This is a genomic window from Streptomyces sp. Ac-502, assembly GCF_045222935.1.
Taxonomy (GTDB): Bacteria; Actinomycetota; Actinomycetes; order Streptomycetales; family Streptomycetaceae; genus Streptomyces; species Streptomyces monomycini.
Map to the genome: position 1 here is coordinate 2,845,807 of NZ_JBHFFO010000001.1, position 13,906 is coordinate 2,859,712.

Consider the following 13,906-nt stretch of genomic DNA (forward strand, 5'->3'; position numbering starts at 1 on the left):
GGGTCACCTCAGCAGCAGCTGGGTGATCGCGGCGATGCCGACGGCGACGATCACCCCGCGCAGTACGGCGGGCGGCAGCCGGCGGCCGATCCTGGCGCCGACCAGGCCGCCGAGGGCCGAGCCCGCGGCGATCAGGACGACGGCGAGCCAGTCGATGGGCGCGGCGAAGAGGAAGAAGAGCGCGGCGACGCCGTTGACGAACAGGGCCAGCACGTTCTTGACGGCGTTGAGGCGTTGCAGGTCTTCGCTGAGCAGCAGGCCCATCAGGGAGAGGTAGATGACTCCCTGGGCGGCGCCGAAGTAGCCGCCGTACATGCTCGCGAAGAAGAGGCCGGTCAGCAGCAGGGCACCACCGTCCGTCCGGACGGTGGTGCCGTTGCGTTCGCGGCGGGCGCGCAGGGCGGCGGCGAGCCGGGGCTGGAGGACGACGAGGACGAGCGCCACGGCGATCAGGGCGGGCACGATCGCGTCGAAGGCGTCGGAGGGCAGCACCAGGAGCAGGGCCGCGCCGATGAGTCCGCCGGCCAGGGCCGCGGCGCCGAAGCGCCGTATGCGGCGTCCCTGGCCGGCCAGTTCGCGGCGGTAGCCGAAGGCGCCGCTGAGCGAACCGGGCACCAGGCCGAGAGTGTTGGAGACGTTGGCGGTGACCGGCGGCAGACCGATGGCCAGCAGGACCGGGAAGGTGATCAGGGTTCCGGAGCCGACGACGACGTTGATCGCGCCGGCCGCGCCGCCCGCGCCGAGGACGGCGAGCGCTTCCCAGACGGTCATACGGGCTCCCTCGTACATGATCGGCACGGTCCGGCCTGATCATGCACCAGGGCCCGCCCCCGGGGACAGCACTACGGGCGTGCTGCCGGGGACGGGCCCTGGGAGGAACCGGGCGGCGCCGGGAGGAACCGGGTCACAGGAACCGGACCGCGCCGGGAGAACCGGGTCAGTCGATGGTCGGCTGTTCGCGGTGGGGGGCGGACTTGGTCGTGCCGGGGCCGCCGGCCGGGGCGCCGCCGCCCGCGGGGTTGAAGCTGCTGATGGCACCGCCGAGGCCCTTGAGGGCGTCGCCGATCTCGCTGGGCACGATCCAAAGCTTGTTGGCGTCGCCCTCGGCGATCTTCGGCAGCATCTGGAGGTACTGGTAGGACAGCAGCTTCTGGTCCGGGTCGCCGGCGTGGATGGACTCGAAGACCACCCGGATCGCCTGGGCCTCGCCCTCGGCGCGCAGCGCGGCGGCCTTGGCCTCACCTTCGGCGCGCAGGATCGAGGACTGCTTCTCGCCTTCGGCGGTGAGGATCTGGGACTGCCGGACACCTTCGGCCTGGAGGATGGCGGCGCGCTTGTCACGGTCGGCGCGCATCTGCTTCTCCATCGAGTCCTGGATGGAGGTCGGCGGCTCGATGGCCTTGAGCTCGACGCGGTTGACGCGGATGCCCCACTTGCCGGTGGCCTCGTCCAGGACGCCGCGCAGGGCCGCGTTGATCTCCTCGCGGGAGGTCAGGGTCCGTTCCAGGTCCATGCCGCCGATGATGTTGCGCAGGGTCGTGACGGTGAGCTGCTCGATCGCCTGGATGTAGCTGGCGACCTCGTACGTCGCGGCGCGCGCGTCGGTGACCTGGTAGTAGATGACGGTGTCGATGTTCACGACCAGGTTGTCCTGGGTGATCACCGGCTGCGGCGGGAAGGGGACGACCTGTTCGCGCAGGTCGATGCGGTTGCGGATGGAGTCGATGAACGGGACGACGATGTTCAGGCCCGCGTTCAGGGTGCGGGTGTAGCGGCCGAAGCGCTCGACGATGGCGGCGCTGGCCTGCGGGATGACCTGGATCGTCTTGATGAGTGCGATGAATACGAGCACCACCAGGATGATCAGGACGATGATGATCGGTTGCACTGCGGCTCCCCGGTACCCCTCGGTTGCTGACTGCGGCGGCCGGTGCCGGCCTGGTCTTGATCGAGTCTTTCAGAGCGACCGGCCGCCACGCAGGCGCTTCGCCTCATCCGTGCGCTCGTACGACGACTGGCTTGAACGCTCACATGACGACCGCGGTGGCGCCTTCGATCTCCACCACGTCCACCTTCTGGCCCGGTTCGTAGACCTGGTCCCCGTCCAGCGCGCGGGCGGACCAGACCTCGCCGCCCAGCTTGACCCGGCCGCCGGAGGCGTCGACCCGCTCCAGGACCGTGGCGGAACGGCCCTTGAGGGCGTCGATCCCCGAGGCCAGTTGCGGGCGTTGGTTCCGGTGGCGGTTGGCGATGGGGCGTACCACCGCGATGAGCGCGACCGAGACGGCGGCGAAGACGACGAACTGCATCACCGTGCCTCCGCCGAGTCCCGCGGTGACGGCGCCGGCGACGGCACCGACCGCGAGCATGCCGAACTCGGGCATCGCGGTCACGACGAGCGGAATGCCCAGTCCTACGGCGGCGATGAGCCACCACACCCATGGATCCACGCCTTCATGGTAGATCCGCCGGACGGCCCGGGACAGGGGCCGTCCGGTCAGGAAAGGCGCGGCGGTGCGGAGTTCTTCAGGAGAGCGGCAGGCCCTGGGCGGTCCAGCGGTCGCCGTTGCGCTCGACGACCAGGGGCAGGCCGAAGCAGCGCGAGAGGTTGCTGGAGGTCAGCTCCAGGTCGAGCGGTCCGGCGGACAGTACCTTGCCCTGGCGGATCATCAGGACGTGGGTGAAGCCCGGCGGGATCTCCTCGACGTGGTGGGTGACCATGATCATGGAGGGGGCGTACGGGTCCCGGGCGAGCCGGCCGAGGCGGCGTACGAGGTCCTCACGGCCGCCGAGGTCGAGGCCGGCCGCGGGCTCGTCCAGGAGGAGCAGCTCGGGGTCGGTCATCATCGCGCGGGCGATGAGGGTGCGCTTGCGCTCGCCCTCGGAGAGGGTGCCGAACTTCCGGTCGAGGTACTCGTTCATGCCGAGCCGGTCGAGGAAGGCACGGGCGCGCTGCTCGTCGATGTCCTCGTACTGCTCGCGCCAGCCGGCGGTCATGCCGTATGCGGCGGTGAGCACGGTCTGCAGGACGGTCTGGCTGCGCGGCAGCTTGTCGGCGAGGGCGATGCCGGCCACGCCGATGCGCGGGCGCAGGTCGAAGACGTCGACCTTGCCGAGGGTCTCGCCGAGGATCGAGGCGGTGCCGGTGCTCGGGAAGACGTAGCTGGAGGCGACGTTGAGCAGGGTGGTCTTGCCGGCGCCGTTGGGGCCGAGGATCACCCAGCGCTCGCCCTCCTTGACCGACCAGGAGACCTGGTCCACCAGAGCCCGTCCTTCGCGGACCACGGATACGTCCACCAGCTCCAGCACATCGCTCATGAGCGCGTTGTCTCCCATTGCATATCGGTCGGTCTCGTGCGCCTGTGGGCGCATCCCCCTGCAAACCTACGCCACGCGATGTCAGTGCCTGTCCTTAGGCTGGGGACATGCTCGATGAACCTCGTTCGGGACGGCTGGCCGCGTGGGGAAATGCCCTGTTGGCCGGGCTTGTCTCACCTGATGAAGCCGCGCAGCGGATCGCGGACGACGACGCGGCGCACCGCGTGCTGGACCTGCCCGGGGAGCCGGGTCCGGTCGGGCTGACGCTCGCCCTGGGGCGGCTGCGGGCGCTGGGGGCGACCGGCCTGCGGGTGGCGCTGCCGGTGCCGGGCCATCCGCTGGGGCTGAGCGGTCCCCCGGAGTTCAACGCGCGGGCGCTGGAGGCCGAGGAGGCGGTGCTGGCGTCCGGGGCGGGGCTCGGGCTCGTCCCGGAGGTGTGGGAGTCCGGCCCGGAGGGCGCCGGGGTGCCGCGCGAGGACGTGCATGTCGAGGTGGTCTGGCACTGCCTGCCCGTCCGGGACGCGCCCCCGGCGGACGTGCCCTCGCTCGGCGAGGCGGAGCGGGAGCTGGCGGAGGCGCTGCGGGAGGCGACCGAGGTGCTCTCCCGGCTGGACGTGGCGGGCTCCGGGCCGGTCGCGCAGGCGGCACTGGAGGCGTACCGCGCGCGGGCCGAGGCCGGACGGCAGGTGCTGGCGCCCGGCTATCCGCCGCGGGCGGTGCGGGTGCTGGAGCTGGCGCAGCGGGTCGGCGCGCTCATCGGCATCGCGCGGAGCGCCGGCGGGGACGGGCGGGAGCACGGCGGTGCGGTGAGCGCGTCCGAGATGGCGGCGCGGGCCGAGGCGCTGCGTCCGGTGGAGCGCACGGCCCGGCGGGCGCAGGTGGCGGCGTACAACGCGTACGTGGAGGAGGCGGAGCGGCGCCGGGGGTGAGCGGCGGCGGGCGGGGGTGAGCGGCGGCGGGCGGGGGTGAGCGGCGGCGGGCGGGGGTGAGCGGCGGCGGGCGGGGGTGAGCGGCGGCGGGCGGGGGTGAGCGGCGGCGGGCGGGGGTGAGCGGCGGCGGGCGGGGGTGAGCGGCGGCGGGCGGGGGTGAGCGGCGGCGGGCGGGGCCGGGCCGCTTCCGTACGGGAAAGCCCCGCCGGCCGGGGTGCGGTCGGGCGGGGCCTCCGGGTGGACGCGGGTGGTCACGCGGTCCGGGGTGCGCGGCGGGGTGTGCCGTGGGTCAGTGGTTCGCGGCGGCGTTGTGGTGGGCCGGGTTGAGCACACCGACGACGCTGACGGTGTTGCCGGAGACGTTGACGGGCACGTCCACGGGGACCTGTACGAGGTTGCCCGAGAGGACACCGGGGGACTTGGTGGCCGCGCCGTTGGCGTGCGCGTGGCCGGTCGCCGCGGCGGACCCGGCGGCGGCACCGGCGGCCAGTCCGGCGGTGGCGAGGACGAGGGCGGCCTTCTTGGCGGTGTTCATGGAAGTGTTCCTCACGTGTCGGCGCGGGGCCGTGGGGTGGTGGTCATCGGGCGCTCGGCGGGGCCGGCCCGTCGGGGGTGGGTGGCCGGGCCGGCCCGTCGCGCGGAGGCGGTCAGGAGTTGTGGCTGCGGTTCCCGAAGGCCGGGTTCAGGACGCCGACGACCGAGACGGTGTTGCCGGTGACGTTGACCGGGATGTGCACCGGGACCTGGAGCAGGTTGCCGGAGACGACGCCGGGCGAGTTCACGGCGTGGCCCTGCGCGACACCCTGGGCGGAGGCGATACCGGCACCGGCGACGGCGAGTCCGCCGGTCGCGATCGTGACGGCCACGGCCCTCTTGATGTTCTTCACTTCTCTGACCTCTCCTCACAACGGCCGCGGTCGACTTCCGCGGCACGCCATGGAGAACGGCCGGACGCCTGACGGGTTGCGCCACACGGGTGACGTCCACCCGACGGTATGAATCTCGGATGGGATGACGGCGGACCGGCGCACGCCCTGATAGTCGGACCGGCGCCGGGGCGGCACCGGCCGGCCGGTGCCGGTGCGGCCCCGGCCGCCGCCCCTCAGGCGCCGATGCCGTGCCGGACCGCCCAGAGGGCGGCCTGGGTGCGGTCGGCCAGGTCGAGCTTCATCAGGATGTTGGAGACGTGGGTCTTGACGGTCTTCTCGGACAGCACCAGCGCGCGGGCGATCTCGCGGTTGGAGCGGCCGTCCGCTATCAGGGCGAGGACCTCGCGCTCCCGCTCGGTCAGTGACGTACCGCGCCCTTGGCCGTGGTTGCCCTCCTCCTGGGAGAGCAGCGCGCCGGCCACCTCCGGCTGGAGCAGGACGTGTCCGGCGTGCACGGAACGGATGGCTCCGGCCAGCGCGTCCGGGTCGACGTCCTTGTAGACGTAGCCCGCGGCGCCCGCGCGGAGTGCCGGGACGACGGTGCGCTGTTCGGTGAAGCTGGTGACGATCAGCACGCGGGCCGGGTTGTCCAGTTCGCGCAGCTTGCGGAGGGCTTCGATGCCGTCCATGCCCGGCATCTTGACGTCCATCAGGACGACGTCCGGGCGCAGTTGCTCGGCGGCGGCGATGCCCTCGGCGCCGTCGGACGCCTCCCCCACCACCTCGATGTCGTCCTGGACCTCCAGGAACGTGCGCAGTCCGCGGCGGACGACCTGGTGGTCGTCGACCAGCAGCACCCGAATTGCTCCGGTGTCACCCACCAGGCACCTCCATCTCCACAGCAGTGCCCTTGCCGGGCTCCGATTCCACATTGAGCCGACCGCCGACGCCGCTTGCCCGGTCGCGCATCGACACCAGCCCCAGGTGACGGCCGGCGCGGCGGACCGCGCCGGTGTCGAAGCCGCGGCCGTCGTCGGCGACGCGCAGCAGGGCGCCCTGGCCGTGCCGTACGAGGGTGACCTCGACGCGGCCTGCGCCGGAATGCCGCAGGGCGTTGTGCAGGGCCTCCTGGGCCACGCGCAGCAGTGCTTCCTCCTGGGAGGCGGGCAGGGCCCGTACGCCCTGGGCCTCGAAGGTGACGTGTGCGTGGTGGGCGCGGTCCAGGACCTGGGTCTGGGAGCGCAGGGTGGCGACGAGGCCGTCCTCGTCCAGGGCGGCGGGCCGCAATTCGACGACGGCGGCGCGCAGTTCGTCGGCGGCCTCCGCGGCGAGGGCGGCGACCTGCTGCAACTCGCCCTTGGCGCGCGCCGGGTCGCGGTCCACCAGTGCGGTGGCGGCCTGGGCGGTCAGCCGGAGCGAGAAGAGCTTCTGGGCGACGGCGTCGTGGAGTTCGTGGGCGAGCCGGGCGCGCTCCCCCGCGATGGTCAGCTCGCGGCTGCGCTCGTACAGGCGGGCGTTGGTCAGGGCGATGGCGGCGTGCTGGGCGAGTATGCCGAGCAGCCGTTCGTCCTCGGCGGTGAAGCCGCAGCCGCCCGCGGGCTTGGGGCACTTCTTGTTGGCGAGGAAGAGCGCGCCGAGGATCTCGTCGCCGTCGGCGACCGGCAGGCCGATGAAGTCGGACATGTCCGGGTGGGCGGCGGGCCAGCCGCCGAAGCGGGGGTCGGCGCGGACGTCGGCGAGCCGCTCGGGGGTGGCGTTGTGCAGCATCGCGGCGAGGATGCCGTGCTGGCGCGGCAGCGGGCCGATGGCCTTCCACTGCTCCTCGCTGACGCCGTCGACCACGAACTGGGCGAAGCCGCCGTGGTCGTCGGGCACGCCGAGGGCGGCGTACTCGGCGTCGAGCAGCTCGCGGGCGGAGGCGACGATCGTCTTGAGCACGTCGCGCACCTCCAGGTGCCGGCTCATGGCGAGGATCGCGCTGCTCACAGCGGGGATCCCGGCGCCCGGCCCGTCACCCGGCCCGTGTCCGTCCCCCGGTCCGTTGGTCATGGCTTCACGGTACCGGCGGGCACTGACAGCCGTATCGGACCACCGGCGGCCTTCGCTTAGGCCCACCGGACTAGGGCGAAGTGCCCTGGGCCGTCCCGCCCGCTGCCCGAGGCGGCCCGGGCGGCCCGGTTCCTAGCGTGAGCAGGGAGGACGCGGATCGGGGCGATGACGGCGCCCATCGAGGCGAGAGGCGGTGCGGACCATGCCGGTGGCGGTCATCACGGGGGCATCGAAGGGGCTGGGGCGTGCGCTGGGCGCGGCGCTGGCCGGGCGTGGCTGGGACCTGGTGGTGGACGCGAGGTCGGCCGGGCCGCTGGAGGAGGCGGCGCGGGGGCTGCGCCGGGCGGGAGCGCGGGTGGTGGCGCTGCCCGGGGACGTGGCGGACGCCGGGCACCGGGCGGAGCTGGTGGCCGCGGCGCGGGGGCCGGGCGGGCTGGATCTGCTGGTGAACAACGCGAGCGTGCTGGGTGCCGAGCCGTTGGTGCGGCTGGAGGCGCAGCCGCTGGACGGGCTGCGGGCGGCGCTGGAGGTCAACGCGGTGGCGCCGCTGGGGCTCGCACAGGAGGCGCTGCCGTTGTTGCGGGCCTCGGGGCTCTTCGCGGGGCCCGCCTCTTCTCCCTATATAGGGGATGACGCCGCACCTATAGGGGCAGAAACGGTCAAAGCTCCCGCCCCCGGTGGGGCCGTGCTCAACATCAGCTCCGAAGGGCGGCCGTGCCGGACGACGACTCCGGGTGCCCGCTGCCCGAGACGGTCGTACCGGCGCTGCTGCGGCTGCTGGACGCCGGCGCGGCCAGCGGGCGGTACGCGGCGCCGGGCCTGCTGGACGGTGCCCGGTGACCGCCGAGGTGCTGCGGGTGCCGGCCGAGCTGTCGGCGCGGGAGCCGGCCGAGCAGCGCGCGCCGGGCCGGGGGCGGGACGCGGTGCGTCTCCTGGTCAGCCGGGGTACGGCGGAGCCGGCGCACCACGCGTTCCGGGAGCTGCCGGAGCTGCTGTCGGCCGGGGACGTGCTGGTGGTGAACACCTCGCGGACCCTGCCGGCGGCGCTGGACGGCCGGATCGGGGACGGGCGGGGCCGCGGCGAGCCGGTGGTGGTGCACTTCTCGACGCGAGCGGACCGGCGGTATCCGCGGCCGGGGGTGGCGGCCGGGGACTGGGCGGTGGAGCTGCGGACGCCGGACGGCTGCGGCAGTACCCGGCAGCGGGCGGGCGGTCCGGCGGGCGCGGTGGTGCGGCTGCCGGGCGGCGCGCGGCTGGTGCTGCGGGCGCCGGTGGAGCCCGGGAGCGTACGGCTGTGGTGGGCGCGGATGTCGGGAGCGCCGGTCCTGGACGTGCTGCGCCGGTACGGGCGGCCGGTCCGGTACGGCTACACGGACCGGGACCAGCCGCTGTCCGCGTACCAGACGGTGTTCGCGGTGGGCTCGCCGGACGGCGGGGGCAGCGCGGAGATGCCGAGTGCGGCGCGGCCGTTCACCGCGTCCCTGGTGGCGCGGCTGGAGAGCAGGGGTGTGCAGATCGCGCCGGTGACGCTGCACACGGGGGTGGCGTCGGCGGAGGCGTACGAGCCGCCGTACCCGGAGCGCTTCGCGGTGCCGCCGTCCACGGCGTGGCAGATCAACGCGGCGCGGGCGGGTGGCGGCCGCACGCTGGCGGTGGGGACGGCGGCCGTACGGGCCCTGGAGTCCGCCGCCGACGGGGCCGGGCGGATCCGGGCGGCCTCCGGGTGGACCGATCTGGTCGTCACCCCGGGGCGCGGGGTGCGGGCGGTGGACGGGCTGCTGACCGGGCTGCACGAGCCGGAGGCGTCGCACCTGCTGATGCTGGAGGCGGTGGGGCGGGCGGCCGCGGGCGGCGCGGCCTTCGGGGACGCGCTGTGCCGGGCGTACGCGGAGGCCGTACGGCAGCGGTACCTGTGGCACGAGTTCGGGGATCTCCACCTCGTCCTGCCGTCCTGAGCTCCAGACTCGGAGCATGTCGACATCAACGAGGAACTGGACACCGACCCACGGCGATCCCTACCGGTCGGTGCCGTACCACCCCGAGCGGATGCCGGCCGGCGAATCGCTGGCCCGCGCCGCCGAGCTGCGGGAGCGGATGGACCGGCGGCGGACCGTCCGGCAGTTCTCCGCCGATCCGGTGCCGGAGCAGGCGGTGAAGGACGCCATCGCCTGCGCGGCCACCGCGCCCTCCGGGGCGCACCAGCAGCCCTGGACGTTCGTCCTGGTCAAGGATCCGGAGGTGCGGCGGCGCATCCGGGAGGCCGCGGAGGAGGAGGAACGTGTCTCCTACGCGGGGCGGCTCGGCGAGGAGTGGCTGGCGGCGCTGCGGCCGCTGGGCACCGACGAGATCAAACCGCATCTGACCGACGCGCCGCACCTGGTCGTCGTCTTCGAGCAGCGGTACTGGCTGGGCCCGGACGGCAGCAAGCACAAGCACTACTACGTGGACGAGTCGGTGGGCATCGCGGTCGGGATGCTGCTGTCCGCGCTGCACCTGTCGGGCCTGTCGGCGCTGGTGCACACGCCGAGCCCGATGCGCTTCCTCCAGGAGGTGCTGGGGCGGCCGGCCAACGAGAAGGCGTTCGCCGTGATTCCGGTCGGATATCCGGCGCGGGACTGTCGCGTACCGGATCTGGTCCGAAAGACCCTGGACCAGGTGCTGGTGGAGATCTAATTCACTGACGCACTGTGCGAACGCAATCACACCGGGCAACTAAACCTCGTGCCCGGTGTGACGCCGCACATAGGACCCAGGTCACTTACGAACGACATTAGTGGCTTTCCGGCATGCGTACGACTTTTGGATGATGCGGGCTGTACCTGGGGTGGACCCGGCCAGAAGACCGGGAGAACCCGGCCGTGACGCGATATCCGCGCCCCGGGTTCCACTAAGCGGCATCGTAAATGGGCTCTTTGCTCGTCGAATTTTCGGCCGCTAACAATGACTCCCGTCGCTCGGCGCCGTGGACAGAACTCGGCGTTCACCGCCTTTCCCGGCCACAGCGGCGCACCCCCGTCGGATAGAGGTCAGTCCCCCCATGCCCAAGCACGCCATTCCCGGCTACGCCCGCCTGAACCGGACGCACAAGCTCTCGGCCGCCGGCGTCGCCGCGGCAGGTGCCGCCGCCCTGGTCTTCGCCGTCGTACCGGGCTCGGCCGACGCCAAGCAGGGCCACGACCAGGCGGCCGTCCAGAACGTCAAGCCGGTCGCCTTCAGCGCGGTCGACACCGCGGCCAAGACCCAGCAGGACACCATCGGCAAGCAGGCGGACGCCTCCGCGCAGCAGGCCGAGAAGGACGCCGCCGAGGCCAAGAAGAAGGCCGAGGACGACGAGAAGGCGGCCAAGGCCAAGGAAGAGGCCGACGCCAAGGCCAAGGCCGACCAGGAGCGCAAGGACCAGGAGGCTGCGAGCCGGTCCGCCGACCGTGCCGCCGCCCCGGCCCCGGAGCCGGCCAAGACGTACAGCAACGACCTGGACGGCTGGATCCGCGAGTCGCTGGACATCATGCAGAAGCAGGGCATCCCCGGCTCCTACGACGGCATCTACCGCAACATCATGCGCGAGTCGACCGGCAACCCGCAGGCCGTCAACGGCTACGACTCCAACGCGCAGCAGGGCACCCCGTCCAAGGGCCTGCTCCAGGTCATCGACCCGACCTTCCAGGCGTACCACGTCGACGGCACGTCCTGGGACATCTTCGACCCGGTCGCCAACATCACCGCCGCGTGCAAGTACGCCGCCGCGACCTACGGCTCGATGGACAACGTGAACTCCGCGTACTGAGCCGGACGCACACACGCCGCGGGGCGGCACCCACTGTGGGTGCCGCCCCGCGGCGTCCGCCGTGCCGTGCGCTCCTACTTGCGCATGACCTCCGGCTCGTGGCGGCGCAGCAGCCGGGCCACCACGAAGGCGAGGGCCACGCCGAGCGCGAGCAGGATGACCAGGTCCATCGCGTAGACGCTCGCCTCGTGCTTCCACAGCGGGTCGGGGTTGCCCGCCTCCCACGGCAGCAGCGTGTTCATGTCGGCGGTCGCGCCCATCGCGGCCACCGCCCAGCGCGACGGCATCAGCCACGCCACCTGGGCGACGCCGACCGTGTCGAAGAGCTGGAAGAGCACACCGGTGAAGACCACCTGCACGATGGCGAACATGACCAGCAGCGGCATGGTCTTCTCGGCGGTCCTGACCAGCGCCGAGATGATCAGGCCGAACATCATCGAGGTGAAGCCGAGCGCGATGACGGCGAGCGCCATCTCGACGGCCGGCAGGCTCTTGAACAGGACGCCCTCGGTGGGCATCTTGCGCGGGGTGAAGCCGATCGCCGCGATGATCACGCCCTGGAAGGCGGTGACCACGCCGAGCACGATCACCTTGGACATCAGGTACGCGGAACGCGACAGGCCGGTGGCCCGTTCGCGCTCGTAGATGACCCGCTCCTTGATCAGCTCACGGACCGAGTTGGCGGCGCCCGAGAAGCACATGCCGACCGCCAGGATCAGCATGATCGTGCTGGCGTCGCGGTTGGGGCCCTTGGGCCCGTAGCCGAGGCCGTGCTGGCTGGGGATGAGGATGGAGACCACGCCGAGCACCGCCGGCAGGATCAGCATCAGGCCGAGGAAGCCACGGTCGGAGGCGAGCACGGAGACGTAGCGCCGCATCAGGGTCCACAGCTGCGAGCCCCAGCTCTGCGACTTCTGCGTCCGGGCCGGGGGTGCCTGGACCGGGACCGACTGCGGGGCCACGGCGTCGATGTCCGCGGCGTACATCTGGTAGTGCGGGGAGCCGCGCCAGCGGCCCATCCAGTCGTAGTCGCGGTAGTTCTCGAAGGCGGAGAAGACGTCCGCCCAGGAGTCGTACTGGAAGAAGTTCAGCGCCTCCTCGGGCGGACCGAAGTAGGCCACGCCGCCGCCCGGCGCCATCACCAGCAGCTTGTCGCACAGGGCCAGCTCGGCGACGGAGTGGGTGACCACCAGGACCGTACGGCCGTCGTCGGCCAGGCCGCGCAGCAGCTGCATGACGTCGCGGTCCATGCCCGGGTCGAGGCCGGAGGTCGGCTCGTCCAGGAATATCAGGGACGGCTTGGTCAGCAGCTCCAGGGCGACCGAGACGCGCTTGCGCTGGCCGCCGGAGAGGGAGGTGACCTTCTTGTCCTTGTGGATGTCGAGCTTGAGCTCGCGCAGCACCTCGTCGATACGGGCCTTGCGCTCGGCCTCCGCCGTGTCGCCCGGGAAGCGCAGCTTGGCCGCGTACTTCAGGGCCTTCTGGACGGTCAGTTCCTTGTGGAGGATGTCGTCCTGCGGGACCAGGCCGATGCGCTGGCGCAGCTCGGCGAACTGCTTGTAGAGGTTGCGGTTGTCGTACAGGACGTCGCCCTGGTCGGCGGGCCGGTAGCCGGTCAGCGCCTTGAGCAGGGTGGACTTGCCGGACCCGGACGGGCCGATCACCGCGACCAGCGACTTCTCCGGGACGCCGAAGGAGACGTCCTTGAGGATCTGCTTGCCGCCGTCGACGGTGACGGTCAGGTGGCGGGCGGAGAAGGACACCTCGCCGGTGTCGACGAACTCCTCCAGCCGGTCGCCGACCAGCCGGAACGTGGAGTGGCCGACGCCGATGATGTCGTTCGGGCCGACCGGCGCCTTGCCGGACTTGGGGACCGGCTGGCCGTTGATGTACGTACCGTTGTGGCTGCCGAGGTCGTGGATCTCGAAGCGGCCGTCGGGCGTGGCCCGGAACTCGGCGTGGTGCCGGGAGACCTGGAGGTCGGAGACGACCAGCTCGTTCTCCAGTGCGCGGCCGATGCGCATGACGCGGCCGAGGTCGAGGCGGTGGAACGTGGTCGGGCTGCGGTCGCCGTAGACCGGCGGGGCGGCGCCGCGGGACCGGTCCCCGGGAGGCTGCTGGGACGCGGGGGCTGCTGGGCCACGGCGGGTCCGCCGTGCGGGGGCTGCTGGGCGTACGAGGCCTGCGGCGGCTGGTTCCAGCCCTGCTGCGGCACCTGGTGGGCCGGGGGCTGGTGGGGCGCCTGACGGGGCGGGGCCTGATGAGCCGGTGCCTGGTGGGCGGGAGCCTGATGGGCGGGTGCCTGATGGACCGGTGGCTGATGGGCGGGTGCCTGATGGACCGGTGGCTGATGGGCGGGTGCCTGATGGACCGGTGGCTGATGGGCCTGCGGCGGCGCGGCCCAGCCCGGCGCGCCCTGCTGCTGCGGCACGGGCCTGGCGGCCTGCGGCGGAGCCATCGCACTCGGCGCGCCGTGCGCACCGGCCGGCGCGGCACTGCCGGACAGGGTCAGCCGCGGGCCGTCCGTGGCGTTGCCGAGATGCACCGCGGAGCCGGGGCCGATCTCCATCTGGTGGATCCGCTGCCCCTGGACGTACGTGCCGTTGGTGCTGCCCTGGTCTTCGATGACCCAACCGCGCCCGCCCCAGCGGACGGTGGCGTGCCGCCAGGAGACCCTGGCGTCGTCCAGCACCATGTCGCCCTGTGGATCTCTGCCCAGGCTGTAGGACCGGGACGGGTCGAGCGTCCAGGTCCGTCCGTTCAATTCGAGTACGAGTTCAGGCACTCCATGCCCCATTACATAGTCCCCCGAGTGACGCCCTGTATGGGAAGTCTAGGGATGGCGAACATCGTGAGGAACTATTTCAGGCGCGGTGCCCGGAGCCAAAAAACCGGTCGCGCAAGGTCATGAGCCGCCCGCGTTGACGGCGGCGAAAGGCCCACGGAGAGTGGTAAGC

At 72.5% G+C, this 13,906-nt stretch carries 12 protein-coding genes and 2 pseudogenes; 5 read left to right on the forward strand and 9 right to left on the reverse strand.

Annotated features, from left to right (window positions below):
- Nucleotides 1-3 precede the first annotated feature (3 nt).
- The 4 genes from ACEXOX_RS12825 to ACEXOX_RS12840 all read right to left on the reverse strand — a co-directional run bounded on the left by ACEXOX_RS12825 (nt 4) and on the right by ACEXOX_RS12840 (nt 3,318).
- On the reverse strand, nt 4-771 hold the full coding sequence (locus ACEXOX_RS12825) for a sulfite exporter TauE/SafE family protein (RefSeq protein ID WP_406520616.1): 768 nt from the start codon (nt 769-771) through the stop codon (nt 4-6).
- Between the two features lie 166 nt (nt 772-937).
- Nucleotides 938-1,888, reverse strand: coding sequence for an SPFH domain-containing protein (locus ACEXOX_RS12830; RefSeq protein ID WP_406520617.1), 951 nt, complete (start codon nt 1,886-1,888; stop codon nt 938-940).
- 139 nt (nt 1,889-2,027) lie between these two features.
- The gene (locus ACEXOX_RS12835) at nt 2,028-2,438 is read right to left on the reverse strand and encodes an NfeD family protein (protein WP_030021396.1); all 411 of its coding nucleotides are present in this window, start codon (nt 2,436-2,438) and stop codon (nt 2,028-2,030) included.
- Between the two features lie 88 nt (nt 2,439-2,526).
- A complete protein-coding gene (locus ACEXOX_RS12840; protein WP_406520619.1) occupies nt 2,527-3,318 on the reverse strand; it encodes an ABC transporter ATP-binding protein in 792 nt (263 codons plus the stop codon).
- Between the two features lie 107 nt (nt 3,319-3,425).
- On the opposite strand from ACEXOX_RS12840, the gene ACEXOX_RS12845 reads away from it, so the two are divergent.
- Entirely contained in the window at nt 3,426-4,247 is an 822-nt protein-coding gene (locus ACEXOX_RS12845) for a hypothetical protein (protein ID WP_406520621.1), read from the forward strand.
- A 289-nt stretch (nt 4,248-4,536) separates the two neighbouring features.
- Here ACEXOX_RS12845 and ACEXOX_RS12850 read toward each other — a convergent pair whose 3' ends face one another.
- The 4 genes from ACEXOX_RS12850 to ACEXOX_RS12865 all read right to left on the reverse strand — a co-directional run bounded on the left by ACEXOX_RS12850 (nt 4,537) and on the right by ACEXOX_RS12865 (nt 7,165).
- Nucleotides 4,537-4,782, reverse strand: a complete 246-nt coding sequence (locus tag ACEXOX_RS12850) for a chaplin (RefSeq protein WP_406520623.1) — start codon at nt 4,780-4,782, stop codon at nt 4,537-4,539.
- A 112-nt stretch (nt 4,783-4,894) separates the two neighbouring features.
- Complete coding sequence (locus ACEXOX_RS12855) at nt 4,895-5,134, reverse strand: chaplin (protein ID WP_406520625.1); 240 nt, start codon at nt 5,132-5,134, stop codon at nt 4,895-4,897.
- A 215-nt stretch (nt 5,135-5,349) separates the two neighbouring features.
- A complete protein-coding gene (locus ACEXOX_RS12860) occupies nt 5,350-5,997 on the reverse strand; it encodes a response regulator (RefSeq protein ID WP_406520627.1) in 648 nt (215 codons plus the stop codon).
- A complete protein-coding gene (locus tag ACEXOX_RS12865; protein ID WP_406520629.1) occupies nt 5,990-7,165 on the reverse strand; it encodes a GAF domain-containing sensor histidine kinase in 1,176 nt (391 codons plus the stop codon). Before ACEXOX_RS12865 ends, ACEXOX_RS12860 begins: the two co-directional genes overlap by 8 nt.
- 202 nt (nt 7,166-7,367) lie before the next feature.
- Between ACEXOX_RS12865 and ACEXOX_RS12870 the strand changes: the two are divergent.
- The 4 genes and pseudogenes from ACEXOX_RS12870 (at nt 7,368) to ACEXOX_RS12885 (ending at nt 10,949) form a co-directional block, all read left to right on the forward strand.
- Nucleotides 7,368-8,005 (forward strand): annotated as a pseudogene (locus tag ACEXOX_RS12870) (SDR family NAD(P)-dependent oxidoreductase).
- Entirely contained in the window at nt 8,002-9,120 is a 1,119-nt protein-coding gene (locus ACEXOX_RS12875) for an S-adenosylmethionine:tRNA ribosyltransferase-isomerase (RefSeq protein WP_406520630.1), read from the forward strand. The pseudogene ACEXOX_RS12870 and the gene ACEXOX_RS12875 overlap by 4 nt, the downstream one beginning before the upstream one ends.
- Nucleotides 9,121-9,136: 16 nt before the next feature.
- Nucleotides 9,137-9,838, forward strand: coding sequence for a nitroreductase family protein (locus ACEXOX_RS12880; protein WP_406520632.1), 702 nt, complete (start codon nt 9,137-9,139; stop codon nt 9,836-9,838).
- A gap of 364 nt (nt 9,839-10,202) precedes the next feature.
- Nucleotides 10,203-10,949 (forward strand): transglycosylase SLT domain-containing protein, encoded by a 747-nt coding sequence (locus ACEXOX_RS12885; RefSeq protein WP_406520634.1) that lies wholly within the window; start codon nt 10,203-10,205, stop codon nt 10,947-10,949.
- Nucleotides 10,950-11,023: 74 nt separating this feature from the next.
- On the opposite strand, the pseudogene ACEXOX_RS12890 reads toward ACEXOX_RS12885, so the two are convergent.
- Nucleotides 11,024-13,746 (reverse strand): annotated as a pseudogene (locus tag ACEXOX_RS12890) (FHA domain-containing protein).
- Nucleotides 13,747-13,906 lie beyond the last annotated feature (160 nt).